We start from the raw sequence: 26,913 nt of genomic DNA, 5'->3' as shown, positions 1-26,913 counted from the left end.
GGTTACACCCTTTCTCCCTGCCAAATTTGCAATCTCTTACAGCAACTCAGGATCATAACGTTTCTCATCCACATATGCCCTGGCATGACCCCAGAAATATTTGGTCGGTTCCATATACTTCTGCAGTCCGGCACGCTCAATCGTCCGTTTCGCTTCTTCATTCGCTTCATCGAGCGCCGTCAACTCATCGACTGTGAGCACTTTGCGGTCTTCCATCACGATTTTCCCATTCACGATAACGTTGTCTACATCGCTAGCCACCGCTTGATGGACCAAACGATGCACATACATATATTCAGGCGTCAAATGAGGCTGGCGCATGTTCACTGTAATCACATCCGCTTTTTTGCCTGCTTCCAACGAGCCCAGCTCATCATCCCAACCTACACAGCGCGCCGCATCGATCGTGACCATCTCCAGCAACTTCCCGGCCGGCAAGTAATAGTAGTCTTTGAGCGCCGCCTGATGGAGCATCTGCGTTTTGCGCATCGCTTGAAACATGTCAAAGCTGGCTGCAGGGGAGGTTCCGTCCGTGGAAATCGCCACCGTTGCGCCCATTTCTATCAGCTCCGTGATTGGCGTTCGCGCATTCACTTGTCCGAAACCTGGAGCAGAGCTCACATTGGTGCCTGTTTCCGCCAAAATTCGCGCTTCATCAAACGAAATGCCACGGCAATGCTGCAGATGCACATCTGGACCAAGCAGTGCGTTTTCTTTATCTTGAATCGCCAGATGAATCATGCCTCCGAAAGCATCGGAGTGAATCCGCGTCTTGTATTTTCGGGCGATCTCGCGAATTTTTTTCGCTTGATAACGATCATGATCGGTTAAGCCGTACAATTGGTCCGGCGGAGTCGGGGCTGAAGGATTTACGGAAGTCACGATAACAAAAGGCGTGATAAAAGCACGGATGTGATCGTCATGCGCATGATGGAGCGCTTCAATCACCGACTCGGCCCCCTTCAGCACCTCTTCGTACGTCACTTCTCTCGTTACACGTTTCCCATCCACCCAGCGGCTGAACGAATGCGGCCATGGCGGATTGCAAGGACCCGTGCAGACGATTTCCCGTATGCCGACTTCGGAGTAAGCTTTGGCATGATTCAGGGCAAAGATAGGATCGTCGGATCGAGGCATGGAGCCAAGCACACAGGCTCCTGTCGTGATCCCTGCTTTTAATCGTTCGAGCGCATTAAGCTTACCTTCGTAGTACCAAAACTCATCCGTTACAAAATGCTTATACGTATGCGTCATGATCGGCATCCAGAAACTGATGTTGTCCATCGCGATCGTCTTGAACATGGAGTGACCGCCGTGGCCATGGACATCGATCAGTCCGGGCAATACACAGTGATGATTGCAATCTATCGTTTTCTTCGCCTCATATTTCTCTAACAATTGCTCAGTGTGGCCAACCTCGAGAATTCTCCCCTCATGGATCGCAACAGCTCCGTTCTCGAGGATGCGCCGTTCTTGATCCATGGTGATCACGACTCCATGAACAAGCAATAAATCGATCATCGCTGAAGTCCTCCTGCCACCAATGTCCCCCGGTAGAAGACAGCCTTGCGTTCAGCTCTTCTCGCGACAGCCTCCGCAGATGAGCTCGCATCTACAAGCACCATGCTCGCTTCATCTCCAACCTTTGGCCACACGCGGTTGCCATCTCTATCCAGCGTTGTCTTGCCTCCCGTAATGAAACCAAGCGCTTGCGACAAGGAATACTCGTCAATCCAGCGGAAGCGTTCCGCTAAGCGGCCTGCTCGTTCCAGGATGTCCCCGCTGCCGAATGGCTGCCAAGTATCGAAGATATTATCGCAGCCCGCAGCAACAGCCACGCCTTTCTCATGGAGAAGCGGAACCGGCGGCAGCGTTCTGCTGTGGGGCGCGCTTGTAATGATCGTAATGCCTGCCTCGGCTAAAATGGCGGACAACTCTGCCGCCTCACCGGCAGGCACTTCGCCCAGCCCGAACGCGTGGCTGATCGCCACTCTTCCTTGCAAGCCCGCTTCCATCGTAAGCGCTGCCAAGCGTCTCATAGTAAAAGTGCCCAAATAATCCCCATCATGCAGATGTAAATCGACGCCCGCATTAGCCTCAACGGCCAGCTCCATCATCTGCTGCAAAGAGGCCTCGATATCCCCGTCCACCGTTGCGGGATCGACGCCGCCGATCAGCGTAGCGCCTTCGCGAAGGGCTGCTCGAACCAGTTCCTTGGACTTGGATCGAAGCAATCCATGCTGCGGAAAAGCTACGATTTCGTAAGTGAGCTTCCCCTCATATTGGTCCAGAGCCTGCTGCACGGCTTCCAAGTTGCGCAGTCCTGCCTCCGGATAAATATCCACGTGCGTCCGCACCTCCGTCGAGCCTGCCGCAAGCAGCACAGCCAGCAAGTTTTCGGCTCTCTCCTTAGTCGAAGTCGGCAGTGTAGGGAGTATCCGCTTTTCCAGTTCGCAGCGTTCTACGAGATTGGCAACGGGGATGACTGCACGCCATGTTTCCCCCATCAACGTCTTATCCAGATGAACATGTTTCTCAATAAATGATGGCAGCAAAAGCAGGTTCTTTCCGTCTTGCTTCGGAAGATCCGTTGCTAACGGCGTATCCGCAGAAACGATTTCACGGATGATACCGCCCTCCATACGTAAATGACAGGTTTCCGTCTCTGTTCCGGAGATCGCGCCATTGTCATATAAATAGCCGCTCTCCAAACGAACATTGGTTAACCAATGAGATGAACTCACGAATTGCTCACCCTTCCTCTTCCAAAAATTTGCTGTAATTTGCTTGTACTCCCTCAATTATAAAGAATATTCTGTGTTTTATTTTCACAATCTTTACTTCTATTTAAGGTATCTTTACGAGTTGCCCAAAGCTTATTTACTTCGCCCTTTTTTCTGATAACTTTAACTTAACAAAGGAGGTTTGCTAGATGAATGTTGATTATGCCGAACAAAAGCAAGCGCTACCAAGACAAGCTGTCTCCGCTCGTCCAGGCAAGTGGAGAACATTTTACTTAAAGCTGCGGAGAAATAAATTAGCGATGGTGGGCGGGTACGTTATTCTTTTCTACATCCTTGTCGCAATCTTTGCTCCGCTTCTGGCGCCACACGATCCTTACCATATTGAATTAGCGAACAAACTAAAACCTCCCTCAGCCCAACATTGGATGGGAACGGACGATAAGGGTCGCGACGTGTTAAGCCGGTTGATCATCGGGACACGCCTCTCGCTTTCCGTAGGATTTGTCGCCGTGTTTATCGGAGCTTTCTTCGGAATCATTCTCGGCTTGTTTGCCGGCTATTACGGAAAATGGGTGGATACCGTCATCATGCGTGTGATCGACGTTTTGCTTGCTTTTCCGGGCATATTGCTCGCTCTCGCCATCGTAAGCGCCCTCGGTCCCAGTCTGATCAACGTAATGATTGCCATTGGCGTATTTTCCGTTCCGATGTTCGCCCGGATCGTCCGAGGTTCGACCTTATCGGTTAAAAAGCTGGAATACATCGACGCGATTCGCTCTTTGGGAGCCAGCGATCTGCGGATTATATTCGTACACATTTTTCCGAACATTCTGTCACCGATTATCGTACAAGCCACACTAAGGCTCGCAACGGCCATCCTCTCTGCCGCAGGATTGTCCTTCTTAGGACTCGGCGCTCAACCGCCTTTGCCTGAGTGGGGGGCCATGCTGAGCAACGGACGCGACTTTTTATTCACTGTACCTTATCTGGCTTTGTTTCCGGGACTTGCCATCTCGACATTAGTGATCGGATTTAACGTATTTGGAGACGGGCTCAGAGACGCATTGGATCCAAGAATGAAACATTAAGCATATGCTTTCGAAGCCATTTTTCTTAAAAGGGGGATATCCATGTTCGTATACATCATTCGCCGGCTGCTCCAGATGATCCCGGTACTGCTAGGCGTCATTCTCGTCGTATTCCTGATTATGCAGCTCGTGCCGGGCGATCCGGCGGTACTGCTTGCAGGAGAAGGTGCTTCCGTAGAAACGGTTGAACGCATCCGGCATCAATTGGGGCTAGACCAGCCCTTGCTTGTTCAATATTTCCAGTACGTCATCGACGTGGTGCGGGGAGACTTTGGGGTATCGCTTCGCTCCAATCTGCCTGTTTTTAACGAAATCATGATTCGCTTGCCGATCACGATCGAGCTTGCTGTGGCCAGTATCTTCATCACCATTGTTTTCGGCATGCTCGCCGGCATCATCTCCGCTACGAAGCAATATACGGCATCTGATATCACCATCATGATCATCGCTTTGCTCGGTGTATCCTTGCCCAGCTTCTGTCTCGGGCTCTCCCTTATTTACTTTTTCTCCGTGAAAATGCACCTCTTTCCTGTCGCAGGCTGGGGAACATGGAAACATGTCGTGCTCCCGGCCATCACATTAGGAGCTTCAGGTGCCGCCATTGTCGCCCGGATGACGCGCTCCACGATGCTGGATGTCATTCGCCAAGATTATATTCGAACAGCCAAAGCGAAAGGCTTGAAATTACGCATTATTATTTATAAACATGCCCTCAAGAATGCACTGATTCCGGTCATTACCGTGGTGGGCTTACAGTTCGGCGTACTGCTCGGCGGTACGGTCTTAGTAGAATCCGTATTTGCCATTAACGGACTCGGACGGCTGATTGTAGATGCCATCCGCATGCGTGACTTGCCTATGGTACAGGGTGGCGTACTGGTCGCCTCCATCATTTTCGTCATGGTTAACCTTGCGGTCGACGTCCTGTATCGCAACTTCAACAAACGGATCGAATTGGATTAAAAGGAGGGAACGAGATGCTTAAACAACAAGAAAAGGTTTTGGAAGTAAGCAATCTTCAAACACACTTCTTTACCGACGAAGGCGTAAGCAGAGCTGTTGACGGGATTGATTTTACGCTGCATAAAGGGGAAACGCTCGGTCTAGTAGGCGAGTCGGGCTGCGGTAAAAGCATTACATCGCTTTCCATCCTCAGGCTGATCGCAAGTCCTCCCGGACGAATCCTTAACGGGGAAATCTTGTTCAAAGGGCAAGACTTATTGAAGAAAACGGATAAAGAAATGGGTGCCATTCGGGGGAACGAAATCTCGATGATTTTCCAAGAACCTATGACTTCTTTAAATCCCGTCTACTCGGTTGGGGAACAAATCGCGGAAGTGTTTCGCCATCACCAAAAGCTCGGGAGAAAGGAAGCCTGGGAGAAAGCAGTCGAGATGCTGCGTCTGGTCGGTATCCCCTCCCCGGAGAAACGCGCCAAGCAAGAGCCGTACGAACTTAGCGGAGGCATGCGGCAGCGGGTGATGATTGCTATGGCGATGGCCTGCAACCCGGAGATTCTGATTGCCGACGAGCCGACAACCGCTCTTGATGTAACGATTCAAGCGCAAATCCTGGATTTGATGAAGCTGCTGCAGAAGCAGATGGGCATGAGCATCATTATGATCACCCACGATCTGGGAGTCGTTTCCGAAACGTGCGATCGCGTAGCTGTGATGTATGCCGGCAAGATCGTGGAATACACCGATGCCGGCGAGCTATTTGCCAATCCGAAACATCCCTATACAATAGGATTGCTTAACTCTCTTCCTCGCACGGACCAAGACCAAGAAGAGCTGCAAGCGATCAAAGGAAGTGTCCCAAGTCCGTATAACATGCCTGCGGGATGCCGTTTTGCTCCCCGTTGTCCTCATGCAAGAGAACTCTGCCAGACAACTATCCCGGAGCTAACCGACGTCGGAAACGGCAGCCAGGTTCGCTGCTGGATATATACACCGGAGTGGAACGCAGAGCTTGATGCGCATATGAAAGCGGGGGGTTCCATCCAATGACAATACCTGTGGAGCGTGGCAAGGATAAGAACGTTTTAGTTGAAATCAACCATTTGAAACAATACTTTCCGATCAAAGGCGGCGTCCTCGGGCGAACCGTGAACCATGTAAAAGCCGTAGACGACATCAGCTTCAGCATTTATGAGGGAGAAACGCTCAGCATTGTAGGCGAATCCGGCTGTGGCAAATCAACGACAGGACGAGCCCTCTTGCGTCTGGATGAACCGACCGGAGGAGATATCCGCTTTCAGAATCAGGATGTTCTTGGCCTGAATAAGCGGGAGCTCAGAAAGCTGCGCAAGGACATGCAGGTCATTTTCCAGGATCCTTTTGCATCGCTGAATCCAAGGCAAACCGTCCGCCAAATTCTCGGCGAAGCACTCGCCATTCAAGCTGTCATTCCGAAGGAAAAGCGGACAGAACGCATCAAAGAACTGCTGGACAATGTCGGATTGCGGCCCGACCATATCGACCGGTACCCGCATGAATTCAGCGGCGGTCAGCGCCAGCGTATCGGCATCGCACGCGCACTCGCTGTGGAGCCGAAGCTTATCGTCTGCGATGAAGCCGTGTCCGCACTGGACGTGTCGATCCAAGCGCAGGTGCTGAATCTGCTCAAGAAGCTGCAGCACCAATATCAGCTCACTTATTTATTTATCTCCCATGATCTAGGCGTGGTACGGCACATCTCCGATCGGGTGATGGTCATGTACCTGGGGAAAATCGTAGAAATCGCGGACAAAAAATCGCTTTTCGATAACCCGCAGCACCCTTATACCAAAGCGCTCCTTTCCGCTATTCCTGTACCGAATGCCAAGGAAAAGAAAGAGCGCATCCTGCTGACCGGCGATGTTCCCTCTCCGATCAATCCGCCTCAGGGATGCCGATTTAATACGCGCTGCCCGTTTGTCGTCGAGGCGTGCAGATCCAAAGAGCCTGAGCTGCGCTTTACCGGTGAAGGACATCAAGTGGCTTGCCACCTGGTAAATTCATGAAGTTCCTTGTTTTCATTCGCATTATCAGGACGAATACTTTAAAATAGTAAAGATATCAACTATTAAAACCGTGTGCAGAAGGGATCTCATGCTTAGCTTTGAGGGTTTTACCTTACTCATTTTATTGTTTATTCTAGCTCCAATTATTGGAGCTATTACTTTATTATTTTTGTTTGTTTTTGAGAAGCGCATTGATCTCTTGGAAAACAAAGCGAAGAAGATCGAGCTGGAAAAAGAGCTCCAGCAATCGCTTTACAACCAGTTAAACCAGCAAATCCAGCCTCACTTTTTATTCAATTCGTTGAACGTCATTCTAACCTTAGCGCGATTGGAGCGTACGGAGGAATTGGTCAGAGCCCTTGAGGTCTTCTCCCAATTCCTTAAGTTTAAGTACAAAACCACAGAACCCGTGATTCCTCTTCGGGAGGAAATTCGTTATACAGAGTACTACATCGAGATTCAAAAGCTTCGCTTCGGCACTCGCCTTACGGTCACACTAACGTGCGAGGAAGAAATCCATGAAGCCTATATCCCGCCTTTTGTTTTGCAAACCATTGTTGAAAACGCATTTAAGCACGGATTGGAACGAAAAATCGGCGCCGTGAGCCTGGATATCCGCTTTTTCCTCGAACATGGGACGGCAAACCTCCTGGTCTTCGATAATGGCACGATGGAGCAGGCGGAAGAAGCTATGGAGGCGAAAAGCGGGCATGGCTTGGACAACATTAGACGCCGTCTGCATCTTTACTTCGCCGATCAGGCTAGCTTGCAGATTGAATCAATCCCTGAGACAGGCACGAAGGTGCAAGTCAAATGGCCTTTCATCGTAGAACCTAACTAAAAGAGGTGCCCTAATGAATGTATTGCTCGTGGATGATGAGCCCCTTGAGCTGGAACAGCTTGAATATCTGATTCACCCGCTTTTTCCTTTTTGGAACTTGTACAAAGCATCCGATAGCTGCCAGGCTACCGCCATCAGCCAAAAGGTAAAGATTCATCTTGCCTTTCTCGATATCAATTTACCGGGCAAATCAGGACTGGAGCTTGGCGAAGAGCTGCGTCAGCACAACCAAGATATTGAGCTTATTATCGTCACCGCCTATCAAAACTTCCATTATGCCAAACAGTCCATCCGTCTCGGCGTGGTAGACTACATGACGAAGCCGGTCATTCAAAGCGAGCTGGTCGATATCTTGAGCAAATACCGCAACAAGATGCCGCAGTCCAAGTACTCTCATGTGATTCATGACGCGCTGACCATTATCCATGAGAAATTTGCCGAAAAGCTCGCGCTCGCCGACCTTGCCGCAGAGGTGCATATTAACCCGACCTATTTAAGCCGCCGCTTTCATGACGAGGTTGGGGTGTCATTTTCCGAATACTTGATGCAGTACCGCATTCAGATTTCCAAGAAATATCTCGTTTCCCATCCGGATTGGAGTATTTCTACGGTATCGGAGAAAAGCGGCTTTAACAGCCAGCATTACTTTTGCACCATTTTCCGTAAAAGTACAAGCCAAACACCTAAAGAATATCGCGAGAAGGAGAAATAACGTTGCTTTACCAATCATTTCGTGAATATGCGCAGGGAGCGGCCAAGATCGGCATCGGCCTGGGAGTAATAACGATCTTAGCCAGATGGGTCACGGGCATAACCATCTTCGCTTCCCCCGAAGCGCTGGTCAAATATGGCATCTTCGGCGGAATTGGCTATGCGTTGATGGGAGCTATCGCGCTCATGGCTTTTGGCTGGTTTGGGAAAAGGGTGCGTCAACAATATGGCGACGGCTTGACCATCGGGGATTTTTTTCAATTTAAGCTGCACGGCCTCGGCTATTGGATGATGATTGCTATTCTGCTGATCACCAGCATAGAAGGTTTATTTATGCAGGGAATGGCTGCCGGCGTGCTTGTCAATATTTTATTCGGTATCCCGATTTCGATCGGCATGCTTTGCTTCTTCTTGTTATGCGTCGTCTATGTCGGCTTTGGCGGGATTGTCCTCATTCAGCGCTTGGCTTTCGTTCAAGTCATCCTGATGTTTGCCGCAGCCATCCTCATCCCGCTTTATTTTTTCATCGCTAAAGGGGTTGAGAACGTATATCAAGGCATTCGCCTGTATCATCCTTATTTGCTCGTGCTGAACAATCATGAAGGATTGTTTTTTATGTGCACAGGCCTCTTAATTGGCTTCGGTCAAATTTTCGTCGATCAAGCGACGTGGCAGCGTCTGTACATGCTCGAAGGCAAAAAAATCGTGCCCACCTTCCTGCTATCCGGGCTCATCTGGGCAACCGTTCCGCTAGCTTTTTCTTCGCTGATCATGGTCGTTATATTTACAGGCAGTTTTCATAACATTTATTCGCTCTTATTTGATCTGATCCGCAAGATTGATACGATTTTCCTTCTGGTGTTGTTTGTCCTCTGTTCATTCGGTGCCGTTACCTCCGCCTTCGGCGCAGGGCTGCACTCCATGATCAGTCTCATTGCGGGCAACGTGTATCCGATCTTAAAGCCGGACGCGAGTGAAAAGCAGAAAATGCGCATGGGATACATGCTGGCGGTAGCGATCGGCGTTCTGTCGTTTGCGCTTACCTTTTTCATCACGCCTACGCTTCTGGATCTGCTGTTTTTCTTTGGTATTATTTATGCAGCACTCATTGTCCCGCTCCTGTTCATCGTTTTTAGCAAAGGAAAAGTGGACAATTTCATTCCTCTATGCGCACTGATCGGATTGATCGCGGGCTATACGAGTCGATACAAATTAGGGAACCTGGATGCCGTCTGGGTTAGCATGATAGTGTCAAGCCTGCTCGTCATTATATATTGGGGCAGCAAATTTATTAAGAAGCACCTGGGCAATCATTGAAAGGAATTTTCTTCTATGCTTCGATCCTACTTGTTATTAATCTTTTGCGTTACGGTTTGGGGGAGCAACTTTGTTTTTGGAAACATACTGGCCAAACAATTTTCCCCCTTATTTCTTGCCATGGCGCGCTTGTTGTTCATATCGTTGTTTCTGCTCGGCTATACACGGGTTCGACATCGCTTCGTTTCCGTTCGTAAACAAGAGTGGAAGCTGCTTATCCTGCTTGGCGTCATCGGCGTCTTTATTAACCAGTGGTCATTTTACCAAGGCTTACAAACGGCCGACCCGACCACCTCGGCGCTTATTCTCGCGCTGACTCCTATTACGACAGCCCTTTTAGCGGCCCTATTTTTAAAAGAAGCTCTAACGGTAACCATGCTAGCCGGCTCGCTTGTGGCCATCACAGGGGTGTTTCTCGTCGTTTATAACGGTGCCAGACTTGAATTTCATGTAGGTCACCTCTGGATTTTTGTCACGATGATTACGTTTGCCATCTCCATCGTCTTAGTGCGTCTGCTGGCTCGCAGGCTGCCCCCCATCATCACTACGCTGTATTCGACCTTGATCGGGTTCGGCACGATGGTGCCGGTCGTACTGGCGGGCGGGACAGGCTGGAACATCAGTCATGAAGCCTGGGCGTGGGTTTTGTTAATTGTCACGGCTATTCTGATGCACGGCATCGTCACCCTCATTTGGAACAGCCAACTGCAAAAGGTTGGAGCGGCGAAGGCCGCGATGTTCTCGAACCTCGAACCTTTTGTCGCGATGATTGTCGGCTACGTGATACTCGGCCAGCTCGTTACCTCGCAACAGTTGTTCGGTTCCCTGTTCATCGTGGGTGGCGTTACTTTGGCATCTTTAGCAGGAAAGTCTCCCTCTAAATGGCTCCAAAGGGGACCTCGCAGGGAATATTAAAGGAAAAACTCCCATTAATTTGACCGGATTATGAAAATTCTCATGAAATCGGCGCAATGAATGGGAGTTTTTCCTTTTAAATGGGTCTGACAAGCTTCTTCGGTTAAATTAGAGGGAGCTTTTCCAGTTAGCTCACCTAGTTAATTAAGTTTAAATTCTTTAACATACGATACAAAAATGATGCGCTCTGAGCGCGGTCTGCATGCATAGCGGGAGCCAGTTCGTTGTCTGCCACGCCGCTTGTAATCCTTGTTTTTATCGCCATAGCCATCGCTTCTTTCGCCCAGTCTTGAACTTTATCATGATCGGCATACGGGGAGAGAATGTTGTCGATTTCCGCAGGGGATACCGTTTCCTTCCACATTCCGCTCGCATACATGGCATTGTGGATCATTTGCAGCATTTCCATTCTACTTATCTCAACATTCGGTTTAAAAGTTCCATCGGAGTAACCATTGATCAAATGTGCTCTCACCGCAGTCCCAACGGATTGCGCGAACCAATCTCCGGACTTCACGTCTTTAAAAAGAGGTTGACTATCACTTGCATCAGGAGTGATGCCTAGCGCTCTCGTAAGCATCGTGGTAAACTCGGCGCGAGTCACCGTTTTAGTTGGCTTAAAGCTGCCATCTTCATATCCGTTTAGCACATATTTGGAAGCCAGTGTATCGATTGCATTTTGCGCATAGCTGTTTTCAACATCGCGGAATGTTTTACTATTTTGAACAACAGCATATACAGTATGATTTCTCCCATAGATCTGCGCTTGCAGATTTCCTTTCGAATCTTTCGTGAATACGGCTGGTGCAGGCTGATATTTACCGGTTGATGGATCGAGCATCACGCCAACGAGATGACTAAATGTTGTTTCGCTAAATGTACTTGGCACATATAACAAGTGTTTCGTATAAGCGTCAAACTGATTCATGCCATGATTCGATCCGCTTTTTTCGATGAAGTTCATCTTATACTCGATTGGTGTCGTAACAGACGATACCCCAAGTTGGTGCAAAAGCTCATCATTTGCGAGACTCTTCTTCGCTATACGCAACTTCACATGTGCATCAGTTAATGGCACCCTTAATTGTTCAATTGACTTTTGCACAGTGCTGACAGGGAAATGAAAAGCTGTAAACTTGGACTGGATGGCCAGTACCGTTGCCGGATTTTTATTCAATAATTTTTGAAATAGTTCCGCTTCAAAATCGAGTTCGAAATCATCCCATTCGTCCGATGGTAGTTGTATGTCCACCTGATCTTTATTAGATGATGACAAATGATCCAACGCATCCAGAATCGTTTTGGTATCTACGTTTATTTGCGAAAACTTATGCCCATTGGCATCGGCGCCTGTGTTGCCTCCCGTGTTGCCCCCGGTGTTGCCTCCCGTGTTGCCTCCGGTGTTGCCTCCCGTGTTGCCTCCGGTGTTACCCCCGGTGTTGCCCCCGGTGTTACCGCCTGTGTTGCCGCCTGTGTCAGGCGAATAAGGAGTTACCGTAACAGCTGAAGCATAAGGGACATATTGCCAATTGGCATTCAAATATCCTAACAATTGTCCCATCGCATTTTCTACTCCAATCATGTATTGGTTGGCATTTGACGGGGAGTTGTAGTTATCCAAGAGAAGGAAATCAGATAAAGTATAGGAGTATGCAGAAGCTCCAGTTGCCGGTATCTCCGCAATTCTAATTTCATTACGTTCGTTATTGCCGTCAATCGTCTGAAAGTCAGGCATGAGCACATAATTAAGTATGCCTGTCTCATTTAACGCTGCATTCCACTTGATAATTCCGTTTAAATTGTTTCCGGTAGAATCTGTGCTTTGCATAGATGGATGCAGCGGCAGCATGGAATCACTCCAAAGACTAGCAAAATCTGGGGTGATATGCTCGGATGTACCATCAAAAATGTATAAACGAATGCCTATTGCCCCTGTTGGGATATCGGTTTCTGGCACATCAGGATCATAATTCGTCCAGCCAGGAACAAATGGCGTATCCAAAATCATATCGCCGACCTTATTCCCTCTACCATCTTCAAAATACAAGCGATACTCCGTTGGCTGCAATGATGACGCAGATGAGGGATACCAGGACACATAACCGGCAATTTTTCCCGCCGGCGTATTACGATCTTGCCGGTATAGGAAATTAGTCGGCTGCGTATTTGAAATCGTCTGAAGCGTATGTGAAACTTGGCTGCCGAATACATAAACCGGATCCTGAACGAGCATTCCTTCCATCTCACCGTTCATGCCATTTGTAATGCCTACACGATAAAGACCGGGATACAAATGATTGAAGACCGCAACCCCGTCCGTCGAGGTGATCGCTGTCATTTGATGGCGAAAATCATCATCAGCTACAATCGTAACGGTAATTCCAGAAACAAGAGCACTGTATACAGCACCATATACGGAGTTTGAAACTGATTGATTTGCCTCCGTTGACACATTCCATTCCTTGACCGGTACTCTTAACGTCACGGACCCCGGGTTTACCGTATACCCTTGGCCATTATTATCGTAGGTTACGGTATCCGATACGGAACCATTCCCTGTATATCCGGTATGGATTTTGACACTGTATGTTCCTGGTGGCAAGTGGCCATCCAGCGTATGCGCTACTCCTGTAACACCGGACGAGTCGTATCTACGGGTTGAATCGCTCAGGCTAGCGGTGCTTCCGCCGATCTGAAATACATCAAAATAGATCTTGTCCAAATTCGACAAAGCCGGAATATCATACGTAAACTTTAATTGATCGTTGTTGACTACTTGAACGGAAACATTTCTCAAAGCTTTTGGCGCTGCATCGTACGATGCTGCAAAAGAAATCATCGGTATGGGGCTATTTGCAATATCGAAATTGTAACCGACGCCCAACAATCCATTAACGCGCGTGTTATAGTCATAATTTAGTCCACTAGCAACGACAGTACCATCCCCATTAATGAAAAAGGAATTGTCATAACCTGCAAAAGCAGCTTTTACGTTGGATACCGTTGTGATTTTCTTGAACTCGGACGCTTGCCAATAAATTTGAGGATCGCCTAGTTGACCACGATAGTTAGCGCCGATTCCCCAAACAGAGCCATCGTTCATTAACGCGAGCACATGACTCGTACCGACACTTAACGATTTCAAACTTTTGTCTGTCAAAGATGTCACCTGCACCGGGGTATTGGCATCTATCATGTCCCCTGTGCCCAGTTGTCCGTTGCTGTTTCTCCCCCAGGCGAAGACACCGCTGCTTGTTACGGCATAAGCGAAAGGGGCATTCGAGTTGGATACGATTGCGGTTGCTCCGGAAATGCCGTTAACAGCAGTCGCCACGGAAGACGTCGTAAAGTTCCTGTTATCTATCAACCCCCATTGGTAGATGGTTCCATCGTCCTTGAGAGCATAAGAGGCCAGATTGCCTTTAGCGATTTGCTGAATACCGGTCAATACGGTGTTGTTCTCGTCAATAACTACTGGCGAGGGAGTAAGATTCGTGGACAATGGATTAGCGAATTGATTACCTTGCCCCAGCTCTCCCCCAAAATAATTACTGCCCCATGTCAACACTTTCCCATCAGAGGTTAATGCCATCGCCATCGTTTGACCCGCTGCAATCTGTTGGATGTTGCTCAGACCATTCACTAATGTTGGAGCAGGAATCCCTACATTGTTAGGATTGGGCGGCAGCATTCCCCATTCCCACACATTGCCTTGGGTGTCCAGGGCCAGCGTGTACGTAGGACCTGCGGCAATATCCTGCATTTTCGGAGAACCGCCGATCGCAACTTGAACCGGATATTGGCGGTCGGCGATATCGCCTGTTCCCAACTGGCCATAAGTATTTTTCCCCCATGTCCACACCGATCCGTCGGCATCCAGGGCGACTGCAAAGCTTCCTGAAGAAACAACTTTAACCGGATAGACGCCGGCAATATTCGTCTGGGAAGGATCCGGTGAAGCGAATGAGGCAGGGGCAGGAAATAATGACACGATCATGAGTATCAATGTCAAAATCCGCAGCAGCTTGAATTTCATAAACACACTCCCATAATTATTATTAAAAACTTCCGTATGGAGAGTAACATTGCATGTTTAAAACTGGTTTAAAAAAATAAAAAAATTATTATTATTGGATTCGGCACATTTGAATTTCCAGTATAACTGGTTCAAAGTTCTATGATACAATAATAATCAATTGACAAGATTCGACACTCGCTTTGAGGAGGATCCGATGCGAAAGTCTGCGCTTTATAGCGTAATGCTTCTCCTAGTGCTTTTTTGTACGGCTTTTCAGGCTAAGGAAGCTCTGGCTTCAAACAAAGACCCACAGGCTCTCCGCGGTGTTCTGGATGCGACAGGCTGGAGCACGGAACGGAATGGAGACCTTCCATTAGTGGGTGAATGGGAATTTTATTGGAACCAGCTCCTGGAACCGAATGATATAGACAATTCATCCTCCCGCTTTAATCCCGAATACGTGAAAGTGCCAAATGAATGGCATAGCTACACGATTGGCGGCAAGCCGCTTTCCAACGATGGATACGCTACATACCGGCTACAAATCAAACTGCCCCCTGACGAAATCCATAAACATAAATCCTTGTATATTTCGGGAATAGCTACCGCTTACCGACTTTGGATCGACGGAAATTATGCCGCTTCCAACGGTACTGTCGGAAACAGCAGAGACACGATGACTCCGCGGAATTACGCCAAAATCGTTACATTTACTCCAGATAAGGAGCAAATCGAACTTGTGCTTCAGGTTTCCAACTTCGTACAGCGCAAAGGTGGTTTATGGTCAAGCATTCGGCTTGGGAACGAGCAGCAGATCAGCTATGAACGGGACAAGAAAGTTACGGTCGAAGCCGCGTTGACGGCCAGTCTTGCGATCATGGGATTCTATCATCTTGTGATTTTCTTACTCAGACGCAAGGACACGTCACCTTTGTTTTTTGGCACGTTGTGCTTGGTCATTGCCATTCGGACATTATTTGTCGGTGAAGCGTTGGCGATTCGTCTGTTTCCGGGCATCAGTTGGGAATGGGGGACGAAGCTGGAGTATCTCGGCGTCTTACTCGGAATTGCTCTGGTCGCAGCGCTCGTAAATTCCCAGTACCCCGGTGAAATCAACAGAAGCATATACAAGATCGCCGTCTGGGTCAGTGTCTCCTGCGCACTCGTGGTACTCATCACGTCCGCCGGCTTATATACCCGTATGATGCTTGCTTTTCAGCTGTGGATACTGCTGATCTTCGCCTACGTCGGCTTCGTATATATACTGGCCCTGCTGAGAAGGAAAGAAGCTGCCGGATTCAATTGCGTGGCTCTTTTATTGTTTATATCCGCCGCCGTTAACGACACCTTGTACTACAACCATACTGTTTCAACGGGAGATGCGTTTCCGCTCGGCTTGATCGGAGCACTGTTCATACAATCGTTTGTTTTGTCGCGCAAATTTTCGCGTTCTTTCCAGCAAGTAGAGAAGCTGTCCGGAGAACTGGCGGTGATCAACGAAACGTTGGAAGAGAAAATCAAAGAAAGAACCGTGCAGCTGCACCAGTCTGTCGCCAACTTGCAAAAGGCGAACCATGAACTCTCGCAATTGGAAATGTCCCGACGCCACCTGTTGTCCGGCATTTCGCATGAACTAGGCACACCGCTTACGTCGATTCAAGGTTATGTAACCGGCATGAAGGACGGGGTCATCGATCCGGGGAATCCGAAATATTTACATTTGATCTATGAGAAAACCGTGTATTTGGACCGGATCATCGGCGATTTAATGGAATTGTCCAAACTGGAAGCCAGGCAGATGGCGTTTCATTTTGAACCGCTTCCCGTGGAAGATTATTTTCGCCATATCTGTGAAAAGTACGAGCCGGAGCTTCGTTCGAATGACCAGCAGTTGGAGTGGGGCGGCCTTCAGTCAACCGCGGAGAGTTTAAAGCACGATGACGGAACCGTCATTTTTTCCGGCGATCCGCTTCGGATAGAGCAAGTCGTTTCCAATTTTCTTACAAACGCCAGAAAGTTTACGCCAGCAGGAGGAACAATCCGGATAGAGCTGCTCTTCGAACATGAATCAGGTACGATCACTTTACGTGTATCCGATACCGGCGAGGGCATCGCGGAAGAGGACCTGCCTTTCATTTTTGATCGGTTCTATCGCGGCAAAGGTTCGAGAGAGCGACGCGTCGCAGGAACGGGGTTAGGTCTGGCCATCGCCAAAGAAATCATCGAGGCGCATGGGGGAAAGATTGGTGTGGAAAGCAAACCAGGGCAAGGAAGTGCGTTTTTCTTCAAACTTCCGGCATACTGCGAAATGTACGGCGACAGCGGAGAGAGGATGTAACGGATGGCGGGAGAACATATTATGTTGGTCGAGGACGAGGAAGATATTCGCGAGTTAGTCCGGCTATATTTGGTCAAGGAAGGATACCGGGTATCCGTCGCAGAAAACGGCGAGCAAGCGATGGAGCTCGCTGCCAAGGAGCGATTCGATCTGTTTGTGCTCGACATTATGCTTCCCGATGCGAACGGTATGGAACTATGCCAGCGAATTCGCGCCAATTCCAATGCCATTATCCTTTTCCTGACCTGCAAACGGGAAAGCGATGACATCATTGCCGGCTTGGAAAACGGCGCAGACGATTATGTCGTCAAGCCGTTCAATCCGAAGATGCTGGTGGCGCGGGTCACAGGTCATCTCCGCCGTTCCGTACTCGCTGCTTCCCAAGCGGGAAAGCGCAAAGACGGCCAACTGTGGCGGCATGGGCGTCTGGAAGTGGACTTGGGCAAATACGAGGTAAAGATAAATGGAGCTGTCATCCCCATGTATGCCAAGGAGAAGCAGCTCCTTACTTTCTTCATCGAGAACCCCAACCAAGTATTCAATGTCGGGCAGCTATATGACCGCATTTGGGGTTGGGATCGGGAAAGTGATGAACGTACGGTGATGGTGCATATCCGTAATCTTCGTAAAAAGATTGAAGAAGACCCGGGGAATCCGCGTTATGTGGTGACAGTGCGCGGATTCGGCTACAAGTTTTGTTTGGATTAGATTGTTCAAAGATTCAAAGATTCAAAGATTCATCCAATCCAGCTTATCGCTCTCAGAAGCTTCATTTATTTAACTGATGCGCATAAAGTTCTTCTTCATTGACTTCAATCTCTTGTTGAGCCTTCGAATCGAACCACCAATGATGGCCGTTCTCCGCCAACAAAGCATCGGACTCGGCCGGTCCGTTAGTGCCCGCCGCATACAAATGAAGCGGAAGCAAATTCTCTTGGAATGCCTCCAAGATGGGTTGAACCCAAGCCCAGGCCAATTCAACTTCGTCCCAATGGGCAAAAAACGTAGGATCTTCTTGAAAAGCATCGTAAATTAAGTTTTCGTAAGCCTCGGGAACATCTTCATGACTGTTATGGAAATCGATTTGCATGGGCTTGAACTTCCCGGAATGCTGCGGATCCCTCGTATTTAATTGCAGCGAAATGCGCTCGTTCGGACTAATTTCAAAGACCAGAAGATTAGGCACTTGACCGTCATCGCTGGCTTGCGAGACCTTCTTAAACGGTTCTTTGAACTCAATCACGATCCGGGTTGATTTCTCCTGCATTCTTTTGCCTGTCCGGATATAAATAGGGACTCCCCGCCAAAAGAAATCGTCGATCTGCATTCTGGCCGCAATAAACGTTTCGTTCAAGGATGAACTAGCAATCCCGGGTTCGGAAGTATAGCCGATGACTGATTTTCCAGCGATCGTTCCTGCTTTGTACTGCCCGCGGATAACGTTGGCGCTAACATCTTGTTTTTGCAGCGTCTCGAGGTTTTCCAACACCATTTTCTTCTTGAAACGCACCAGCTCGGAATTGCTTTTGTTCGGAAGGTGCATCGTCAGCATCATCAGCAATTGCAGCATATGGTTTTGAAACATGTCTCTTAACGCGCCTGTATGATCGTAATACCCCGCTCTTTCTTCCACACCGACTGTTTCGTTGGCCGTAATCTGAACGTTGGCAATGTAATCATTAGCCCATATTGCACGAAGAACAGGATTGCTCTGCAGCAGAGCCTCAAGCTTCTGCACCATCGGCTTGCCGAGATAATGATCGATTCGGAAAATTTCGTGTTCCGCAAAAGCTTTGCTCAGCTTCTGATTCAAATCCCGGGCAGATTGCAAATCATGGCCGAAAGGCTTCTCGATCACCAGACGCTTCCAGCCACTCGCGGAACCAAGCCCGCTTTCCTCGATGTTGTCAGCGATCGTTCCGAAAAATTCAGGTCCGACAGATAAATAGAACATGCGGTTCGGCGAAAGGCGAAGCTCTTCTTCCCTTTGTTCGATCAACCGCAGCAGCTTCTGATAATCTTCTATATGGTCTATATTCAGTACACTATAGCGGAATATACGCAAGAATTTTTCCATCAATTCAGGATTATTCGCTTTACGTCTGGAGAACATAGCGATAGATTGCTCGACATGCGCCCGGAACGACTCGTCAGACAGTTCTCTTCTTCCAAGACCAAACAAAGAGAATGATGGCGGCAGCTTGTGATCGACAAACAAATTATACAGAGCAGGGTAAATTTTTCTTTTGGCTAAATCCCCTGTCGCTCCAAACAAAACAAATGTAGTTGATTCCATGTTCATACTCCTTCCAACCGAACTCCCTTGATCATCCGCAGCTCTGGTTTCTTATTCGTAATTCCACTATAATAAAATATTATCCATTAATGAAATTAATATATTTCACAGGAGATATAGACAGCATATATGATCAACAATTACGAATTGTATAAGGTTTTTTATTGGGCTGCGAAGACAGGCAGTTTGACTCAGGCTGCCAAGGTTTTATACATTACCCAACCTAGCGTCAGCCACGCCATCAAACAGCTGGAAGACAGCTTTGGCATCGCCTTGTTTTACAGGAATTCCAAAGGGGTTGCCTTGACCCAAGAGGGAGCTATCCTTTTTTCCTACATCGAGCAATCCCAGAACTTCATATCACGGGCAGAAGAAAAAATGGCAGCGCTTAAAAATCTGGACAGCGGCGAGCTGCGAATCGGCGGCAGCGATTCATTGTTCAAGCATTATTTGCTTCCGTTCCTGGAAGACTTTCATCAGAAGCGGCCTGGTATCAAACTTCACCTGAATCATGGAACAACGCCGGAAATCATTTCCTTCTTAAAAGAAGGCAGAATCGATTTGGGCGTCGTTCGTATGCCGATTGTGGATTCCCAGCTTGAAGTGAGGGAAAGTATTCAGCTTAAGGATTGCTTTGTAGCGGGGGCCCATTATGCCGAGCTTAAAGGCGCGGTTCTATCGCTGGATATGCTGCTCCAGCATCCCATCATTCTATTCTCGCGCAATAGCCGGGCACGTATGGCCATTACGGAATTATTTCAAAGCTACGGCTATGAGCTCAAGCCTGAAATCGAGGTCGGGAGCGTGGAGCTTCTCATCGAGTTTGCGCGGAAAGGGCACGGGATCTCTTACGTGACCAAAGAATTTATTGCGAAGGAGCTTGAAGAAGGCTCCCTCTTCGAGATTCAGTTAGACGTGCAGCTGCCGCCTACTCACGTGGGGATTATGACGATGCGCAACATGCCTCTTTCCAGTTCAGCCAAGGGGTTTATTGAGCTGGTTCAATAGACTGCTGCTAAACGTCATCCTGCGCGGCGCCGTCAACGTATTTGCGGATCATTCGTGAGGCTTTGGTCTGGCTAATTTGCAGCTCGTCGGCAACTTTCCGGCTGCTTCTATGCTTTTGATAGGCGAGCTGTATCATATTTCTCTCCAAATCCTCCACGGCTTTGTCTAATGTGGACGAGGAGGCTGCTGCGGGAGCTTCCGTATATTTCCGGAAAATTTCCGGTAAATCCTGAGGCTCAATAGCCGAATCTGCCGTTACGACGAGCTTCTCGATCAAATGCTCCAGCTGCCTCAGATTGCCCGGCCAAGGAAACTGATTGAAAATGTCGATGGTTTCAAGCGAAATCAGTTGATTCATATCATATTTCTTGTTGAATTTATTAAGAAAATAATACGTTAGAGGGGTAATGTCCTCTGCTCTTTCCCGCAGTGCAGGCACCCGAATATCGATTACATTCAAACGATAATACAAATCTTCCCGGAATTGCTTATTCTGGGTCATTTCCAGCAAATTCCGATTGGTTGCGGCGATGATTCGAATATCGACCTTCTTCGTTTCACGCCCTCCGACAGGAATGAACTCCCGGTCCTGGATCACTTGCAGCAGCTTGGCCTGAAGCTTCAGCGAGAGCTCGCCGATCTCATCCATGAACAAGGTGCCCTTATTCGCCGATTCAATTAGCCCTTGTTTGCCTGCCTTGTTCGCCCCTGTAAAAGCCCCCTGTGCATAACCGAACAATTCGGACTCCAATAATTCTTCCGGAATGGCCGCACAGTTGATCGTGAGCAGAGGACCTGATCTGCGGTTGCTAACGGAGTGAATGTATTGCGCGAGCACGCCTTTGCCTGTTCCGGATTCTCCGCTAATAAGAACGGTAGAATCGACTACCGCGATCTTCTGGCACATTTTCAATATCTTCTTCATCTTATCGCTGTTCGTGATCACGTTGATTTCCGATTGCACGTTTTCCTCAGCCGCTGTCTCTTCTTGACCGTGGCGTATCGTGGTGAAATGCTGCAGCTGCTGCGAAGTAATCACGACAAGTTCAATTTCCCCTTGGTTATTCAGTAAGGGAACGGCCGTTGTGAGGAGCTCTCCTCCCAGATAAGTCGTTTGCTTCATCACGGTTGTTCTTTTCTCTTCAAAAACTGAAGGAATAATGGATGGCGTCCAATACCCTTCTTCATAGAGTTCCATTACATTTTTACCGATGACTTCGGATGGTTTCAGCCCGTAATGCCTTTCGCATACACGGTTGACATAAACGATTCGTTTGTTCCCGTCCACTACAAATATTTCATCGGAGGAATGATCCAATATTTTTTGCAGCATCTCGGTGGATATTTCTAATTTGGGATCGATCGGGTTAGCAGATGACATCGCCGTTTCTCCTTCTGGCTACATGAAATTGAGTCATGATTTTGCGCATTGAGTTTATTATAACTCTCAGTTAGCCCGTTAAATCCGTTTTTTTCGCAGGAATCCTGGAGCCTATGATGTTGGCACGATTATTGCTTATATATTTAATAGGAATAACCTGCTATAGAGGTCTAATCCCAATGATATTATAATGAAGAGAGAAAACGATAACAAAATGACAGGGGTGCAGCTATATGGAAATCGGATTGTCAGTGAATCAGCGAAATCAACTTGCAATCACCACAAGCATGCGACAATCCATGGAAATCCTGCAGCTATCTTCAATCGATCTTCAGGAACATTTGCATACGCTTGCAAACGATAATCCGATCATGGATATTCTCCCCCCAAGCCAAACCGTTTCAGGTATATCCCGCAGTTCCCATAAACCGTACGCTTCCGCTGTACCCAGCGACTGGTGGTTAAATATAAATACATCCGCTTCCCCTAAACTGGAAGACATCGTGATGGAACAATTGCCTTTATCCTCACTTGAATCTCGCGTATGTTCTTTCATTGTGGGCTGCTTGGACGATAACGGTTACTTAACGCAAACGGCAGAATGGATCGCCAATTATTTGAACACCGAGTTATCCTTGGTGAAAAAAATCGTCACGATGATCCAAGGCCTAGATCCTGCCGGGTTAGCTGCTTCTTCGTTGGAGGAATGCCTCTTGCTTCAGCTTTCCCCAGCTGATCGGAAGGACAGTCTCATTAGTCATCTGATCCAATTTGAATTACAGCCCATCGCAAACGGAAAAATTAAGCTACTTGCCAAAAAATACGCCGTCGAGCCTTCAGCTATCCAAGAGGCCATTGACCGAATTAAAGAATTGAATCCAAAGCCTGGCGCGATGTTCGGACATGATAAGCCGCAGTACGTCATTCCCGATTTATTTTTACGCAATAATCATGGAGCTTTCGAAATTTATCTTGAGAATGATTTTTTGCCGAGGGTTCGCTTAAATGCTCATTATTCGGATCTTCTGCTAGAAAAGCAGCAGCCTAAAGATGTAAAACACTTTCTTCGTAAAAAGCGACAAGAAGCCCGCTGGATCATGCAATGTCTCGATTACCGGAAGTCAACACTGTTGAAGATTGCCGCAGCGATCTTCGATAAGCAGACGGAGTTTTGCAAATATGGCCCTTCTCATATTCAGCCCATCTCCATGCGCATCATCGCGGAAGAATTAAATATTCACGACTCTACCGTCAGCCGCGCCGTCAATCATAAATATATCATGACACCTTGGGGATTTTATGAACTCAAGTTTTTCTTCTCCTCCGCACTGAAGCAAACCGACGGGGAATCTGTTTCGGCACTGACCGCCAAAGAACGAATAAAAGATATTATTTGCTCAGAAGATAAGCGCGCTCCGATATCAGATCTTAAAATATCAGAAATCCTGCAGCAAGAAGGCATACTGATTTCTCGCCGTACGATAACAAAATATAGAGAGCAAATGAACATTCTGTCGACTGCCCAACGAAAACGCTATGAAGCATAGCGAAGCGGAGCCATGATAATACCTATCAAGGCTCCGCATTTTTGTGCTTGCTTCCTCTGGAATCCGCCAACCTGCAACATGGGGATCCCTCAATGTCTACCTGTACTCTTTCGGAATCCGGCGTGCAACCTTCGTCTCGATGGCTGCGCGAATAACCCGATCCCGGATGCGCTCCACGACCTTCTGATCGAATACGCTCGGCACGATATCGTATTTGCTCAGCTTGTCATCGGTAATCACGGATGCGATAGCTTCTGCTGCGGCAAGCTTCATCTCCTCATTAATGACACTCGCCCGGCAGTCCAATGCGGCACGGAACATCCCCGGGAAACAAAGGACGTTATTGATCTGATTCGGGAAGTCCGATCGTCCCGTCGCAACGACAGCGGCAATATCTTCAATTTCATGAGGCAGGATTTCCGGCTGCGGATTGGCCATAGCGAATATAAGCGGATTAGAGGCCATCTCAAGAACATATTCCCTTTTCAGCAGCCCCGCTGCGGATACGCCGATGAAAACATCTGCTCCCTTCAGCGCTTCCTTCAGCCCGCCCTGAATACGGTTCGGATTCGTATATTGGGCATAGCTTTCCTTGATCGAGTTGGAGTAGGATTGTCCCGCAACAAGAATCCCTTCTTTATCCACCCCAATCAGCTCCTTAATGCCTGCCGCTAGCAGAATGTTGCTGATAGCAACGCCTGCGGCGCCGATTCCGCACACAACAGCTTTAATATCATGGATAGATTTGCCTACGATTTTAAGCGCATTGATAAGTCCCGCATACAGCACCACCGCAGTTCCGTGCTGGTCGTCATGGAAGACCGGAATATCTAACTCCTCTTTCAGTCTTCTCTCGATCTCGAAGCATCTGGGGGACGCGATGTCCTCTAAATTAATGCCTCCGAAAGCAGGAGCCATAAGCTTAATCGCTTTGATGATCTCTTCCGTATCCTGAGAATCCAAGCATATGGGAAAGGCGTCTACCCCCGCAAACTGCTTAAACAGCATCGCTTTTCCTTCCATGACAGGCATCGCGGCTCTCGGCCCGATATCTCCAAGCCCAAGCACAGCCGTACCGTCCGATATCACCGCTACCGTATTGCGCTTGATCGTTAAGGAATAGGCCTTGTCCGGATTCTCATGAATCGCCGTGCAAACGCGCGCGACGTCCGGCGTGTATACGCGGGATAGATCATCCCGATTCTGTATGGTGACCTTCGGAGCAACTTCGATTTTGCCTCCCAAATGAAGCAAGAAGGTTCGATCCGAAGTATTCACCAACCGAACGCCAGGTATTTTCTGGATGGCTTCGGTAATTTTCGCAATATCGCTAGCGTCTATAACGTTTACGGTAATATCTCTGATGCTGTTCTCATGCCCCATATGAATGGTGTCTATCGCAATCATGTCTCCGCCCATGCTGGTGATGATTGTCGCGACCAGCCCGAAATTCATCTGTCCCGCATCGATTTCCAATCGAAGAATGACGCTTTTCCCGCCAAGCACTTTGCTGCTGCTTTCCCCCATTTTACTCTTCACCCTTTCTGCGACTTTCCATGTTGGTTACAGCTTCATATTGCTGCTATGCCCGGGCGAAAGCTTGGCTGTCGGATCGATGTAAACCTTTGCGTTATTCACCGCTGTAGGTGCTTCGCCGAATCCAACGGCGATCAATTTCAGCTTGCCGGGATACGTCGTAATATCGCCTGCGGCGAAAATGCCGGAAACGCTGGTTTCCATGCGTGAATCGACGACGATCGATCCGGCTTCGATCTCCAGCCCCCAATCCTTGATTGGACCCAGAGAGGACACGAAGCCAAAATTAACGATGACGGCATCGACATCCAGCACTTCCGTTTCTCCTGTGTTGCAATCACGCAGTGCAACCTGCTCGATCCGATCCGCACCGTGCAATCCCGTTATTTCCTTCGGTGTTTGGATGTCTACAGCAGAGTTCAACAAGTTCTCGACGCTGTGCTCATGGGCGCGGAACTTATCCCTGCGATGGATGAGCATAACTTTCTCCGCAATCGGCTCCAGCATCAAGGCCCAATCCACAGCGGAATCTCCCCCGCCGCTAATAAGCACCTTTTGCCCTTTAAATTGGCTCAAATCATTCACAAAATAATGCAAGTTGATCTTTTCGTAGCCTAAAGCTTCCGGCAAATCCAAGCGCCTCGGTTCGAAGGCCCCTACTCCTCCCGCAATAATGACCGCTTTGCTATAGTGAACTCCTTTATCTGTCGTGATCTCGAACAAGCGCTCGTCCTTCTTTTTCACATTAACAACGCGTTCATCCAAACAAATCTCAATCGGAAAATGCTTCATTTGCTTATCCAGATTGTCCACAAGCTCCTGAGCCGTTACTTTCGGAAAGCCGGCAACATCATAGATATATTTCTCCGGGTATAAAGCTGCCAGTTGGCCTCCCAATTGCGGCATGCTTTCGATTAATTTAACGGACGTCTGCCTCATCCCGCCATAGAAGCTGGCGAACATGCCCGCCGGGCCGCCGCCGATTATAATAATATCATTCACTTAGATCTTCCCTTCAAAAGCATCCTGCAAAATCGCAACATAGTCCTCGTGCGTCATAACTTTTGCATTATCCTGATTTCCCCAGTTCATCATGCATTTGTCCGCAAGCTTGGAGAAATCCTCCGGATTCACGCGATCGATCTGATGGAACTTCGGTATTTTCAGCTGCTCGCACAACTCGAACAAGATACTGACAGCCTCTTCCGCCGCTTCAGCCGGCTGTACCCAAGGGTTAACGCCAAGAGCATAGGCCACATCCGCATGCTTCTTCAGATTGGCATCCATATTGTGCTTGAATACGTACGGCAAGAAAATGGAGTTGGCGATGCCATGCGGCGTATCGTATAACCCGCCTATCGCCTCGGATAGACAGTGTACGCTCGCCGTGTCCGCATTGCCGAACGCTACGCCGGCTATTAGACTCCCCACCAGCATATTCTCCCTGGCGGCTTCATTGTTTTCCCCGTAAACGGAATGCAGGAGATTCTCCCTGATCATTTTGATCGCGTGTAAGGCCAGACCATCCGTAATCGGCGATGCAACCCGGCAAGTATAGGCCTCAATCGCATGCGTAAGTGCGTCCATGCCTGTGCTGGCGGCGATCGGTCCTGGCAAGGATGCTGTCAAATCCACGTCCAGCAAAGCAACCTTCGGGGCCATTCGGAAGTCTCCGATCGGCATTTTGTAATTGCGATCCGTGTCGGTAATGATCGACCACAGGGTCACTTCGCTCCCCGTACCCGCCGTTGTCGGGATCGCGATGACCGGAATCGGCGCTTTCTGTGCGACAGATGCACCTTCATAATCCCGAATGGAACCGCCATTCGTGTATAGGATGCTGATCGCCTTAGCCGTGTCGAGCGCACTGCCCCCGCCGACGGCTAAGATACCCTCGATATTCTTCCCGCGGAAGTGCTCGGCAGCGGCATCGCAATCTGTGTCCCGCGGGTTAGGCTTGACGTCCGAATACTCGTCCGCCGTCACACCGTTTTGCTCTAAGCTCGCATAAATATTTTGAAGCAGTCCTGCCTGCTTGACACCTTTATCCGTTACGATAAGTACGTGGCGAATGCCGTGTTCCAGCAAATAGGCAGCTGTCTCATGCCGTACGCCTTTTTTCACTACGACCTGTGTCGGAAGCAAAAATTGAAAGTTCATGCTGCACGC

General features: G+C 48.6%; 20 protein-coding genes. 12 read left to right on the top strand and 8 right to left on the bottom strand.

The annotated features are described in order from the left end of the window. Positions 1-36: 36 nt before the first annotated feature. Positions 37-1,521, bottom strand: a complete 1,485-nt coding sequence (locus AC3WRW_RS22485; RefSeq protein WP_492548525.1) for an amidohydrolase family protein — start codon at positions 1,519-1,521, stop codon at positions 37-39. Further along, positions 1,518-2,744 (bottom strand): amidohydrolase, encoded by a 1,227-nt coding sequence (locus tag AC3WRW_RS22480; protein ID WP_492548524.1) that lies wholly within the window; start codon positions 2,742-2,744, stop codon positions 1,518-1,520. The genes AC3WRW_RS22485 and AC3WRW_RS22480 overlap by 4 nt, the downstream gene beginning before the upstream one ends. Before the next feature lie 188 nt (positions 2,745-2,932). On the opposite strand from AC3WRW_RS22480, the gene nikC reads away from it, so the two are divergent. The 8 genes from nikC (at position 2,933) to AC3WRW_RS22440 (ending at position 10,620) form a co-directional block, all read left to right on the top strand. Continuing rightward, a complete protein-coding gene (gene nikC, locus AC3WRW_RS22475) occupies positions 2,933-3,832 on the top strand; it encodes a nickel transporter permease (RefSeq protein ID WP_492548523.1) in 900 nt (299 codons plus the stop codon). 42 nt (positions 3,833-3,874) lie between these two features. Beyond that, the gene (locus tag AC3WRW_RS22470; RefSeq protein ID WP_492548522.1) at positions 3,875-4,795 is read left to right on the top strand and encodes an ABC transporter permease; all 921 of its coding nucleotides are present in this window, start codon (positions 3,875-3,877) and stop codon (positions 4,793-4,795) included. A gap of 14 nt (positions 4,796-4,809) precedes the next feature. Continuing rightward, the gene (locus AC3WRW_RS22465; RefSeq protein ID WP_492548521.1) at positions 4,810-5,841 is read left to right on the top strand and encodes an ABC transporter ATP-binding protein; all 1,032 of its coding nucleotides are present in this window, start codon (positions 4,810-4,812) and stop codon (positions 5,839-5,841) included. Beyond that, positions 5,838-6,836 carry an ABC transporter ATP-binding protein gene (locus AC3WRW_RS22460; protein ID WP_492548520.1) on the top strand — a complete coding sequence of 333 codons (999 nt, stop codon included), beginning with the start codon at positions 5,838-5,840 and terminating at the stop codon, positions 6,834-6,836. Before AC3WRW_RS22465 ends, AC3WRW_RS22460 begins: the two co-directional genes overlap by 4 nt. A gap of 88 nt (positions 6,837-6,924) precedes the next feature. Further along, the gene (locus AC3WRW_RS22455) at positions 6,925-7,677 is read left to right on the top strand and encodes a sensor histidine kinase (protein WP_492548519.1); all 753 of its coding nucleotides are present in this window, start codon (positions 6,925-6,927) and stop codon (positions 7,675-7,677) included. A gap of 13 nt (positions 7,678-7,690) precedes the next feature. Next, a complete protein-coding gene (locus AC3WRW_RS22450; protein ID WP_171687615.1) occupies positions 7,691-8,389 on the top strand; it encodes a response regulator transcription factor in 699 nt (232 codons plus the stop codon). A gap of 2 nt (positions 8,390-8,391) precedes the next feature. After that, on the top strand, positions 8,392-9,705 hold the full coding sequence (locus tag AC3WRW_RS22445; RefSeq protein WP_492548518.1) for a sodium:solute symporter family transporter: 1,314 nt from the start codon (positions 8,392-8,394) through the stop codon (positions 9,703-9,705). Positions 9,706-9,720: 15 nt separating this feature from the next. Then, on the top strand, positions 9,721-10,620 hold the full coding sequence (locus tag AC3WRW_RS22440; protein WP_492548517.1) for a DMT family transporter: 900 nt from the start codon (positions 9,721-9,723) through the stop codon (positions 10,618-10,620). A 136-nt stretch (positions 10,621-10,756) separates the two neighbouring features. On the opposite strand, the gene AC3WRW_RS22435 is transcribed toward AC3WRW_RS22440, so the two are convergent. Then, the gene (locus AC3WRW_RS22435; RefSeq protein WP_492548516.1) at positions 10,757-14,656 is read right to left on the bottom strand and encodes an S-layer homology domain-containing protein; all 3,900 of its coding nucleotides are present in this window, start codon (positions 14,654-14,656) and stop codon (positions 10,757-10,759) included. A 196-nt stretch (positions 14,657-14,852) separates the two neighbouring features. Here AC3WRW_RS22435 and AC3WRW_RS22430 point away from each other — a divergent pair, with 196 nt between their 5' ends. Then, positions 14,853-16,976 carry a sensor histidine kinase gene (locus AC3WRW_RS22430; protein ID WP_492548515.1) on the top strand — a complete coding sequence of 708 codons (2,124 nt, stop codon included), beginning with the start codon at positions 14,853-14,855 and terminating at the stop codon, positions 16,974-16,976. Positions 16,977-16,979: 3 nt separating this feature from the next. Further along, entirely contained in the window at positions 16,980-17,684 is a 705-nt protein-coding gene (locus AC3WRW_RS22425; RefSeq protein WP_492548514.1) for a response regulator transcription factor, read from the top strand. Positions 17,685-17,745: 61 nt separating this feature from the next. Here the strand turns inward: AC3WRW_RS22425 and zwf are convergent, their stop codons facing one another. Then, positions 17,746-19,272: a glucose-6-phosphate dehydrogenase gene (gene zwf, locus AC3WRW_RS22420; protein WP_492548513.1), complete on the bottom strand. Its 1,527-nt coding sequence runs from the start codon at positions 19,270-19,272 to the stop codon at positions 17,746-17,748. Positions 19,273-19,401: 129 nt separating this feature from the next. Here zwf and AC3WRW_RS22415 point away from each other — a divergent pair, with 129 nt between their 5' ends. Then, positions 19,402-20,280 carry a LysR family transcriptional regulator gene (locus tag AC3WRW_RS22415; protein WP_492548512.1) on the top strand — a complete coding sequence of 293 codons (879 nt, stop codon included), beginning with the start codon at positions 19,402-19,404 and terminating at the stop codon, positions 20,278-20,280. A 7-nt stretch (positions 20,281-20,287) separates the two neighbouring features. Here AC3WRW_RS22415 and AC3WRW_RS22410 read toward each other — a convergent pair whose 3' ends face one another. Continuing rightward, positions 20,288-21,661: a sigma-54 interaction domain-containing protein gene (locus tag AC3WRW_RS22410; RefSeq protein ID WP_492548511.1), complete on the bottom strand. Its 1,374-nt coding sequence runs from the start codon at positions 21,659-21,661 to the stop codon at positions 20,288-20,290. 233 nt (positions 21,662-21,894) lie between these two features. On the opposite strand from AC3WRW_RS22410, the gene rpoN reads away from it, so the two are divergent. After that, complete coding sequence (gene rpoN / locus AC3WRW_RS22405; protein WP_492548510.1) at positions 21,895-23,208, top strand: RNA polymerase factor sigma-54; 1,314 nt, start codon at positions 21,895-21,897, stop codon at positions 23,206-23,208. Positions 23,209-23,304: 96 nt separating this feature from the next. Here the strand turns inward: rpoN and AC3WRW_RS22400 are convergent, their stop codons facing one another. From AC3WRW_RS22400 to AC3WRW_RS22390, 3 genes are read right to left on the bottom strand one after another with little or no spacing between them, the layout of a single operon-like run. Continuing rightward, a complete protein-coding gene (locus AC3WRW_RS22400; RefSeq protein WP_492548536.1) occupies positions 23,305-24,735 on the bottom strand; it encodes an NAD-dependent malic enzyme in 1,431 nt (476 codons plus the stop codon). A 36-nt stretch (positions 24,736-24,771) separates the two neighbouring features. Further along, entirely contained in the window at positions 24,772-25,746 is a 975-nt protein-coding gene (locus AC3WRW_RS22395; RefSeq protein WP_492548509.1) for an NAD(P)/FAD-dependent oxidoreductase, read from the bottom strand. After that, complete coding sequence (locus tag AC3WRW_RS22390; RefSeq protein WP_492548508.1) at positions 25,747-26,904, bottom strand: iron-containing alcohol dehydrogenase; 1,158 nt, start codon at positions 26,902-26,904, stop codon at positions 25,747-25,749. It abuts the gene before it with no gap. Between the last annotated feature and the right edge of the window lie 9 nt (positions 26,905-26,913).

The organism is Paenibacillus sp. FW126-R14, from assembly GCF_058789495.1.
Note: the sequence above shows the minus strand (reverse complement) of the source record. Positions and strands in the feature narration are given on the sequence as shown.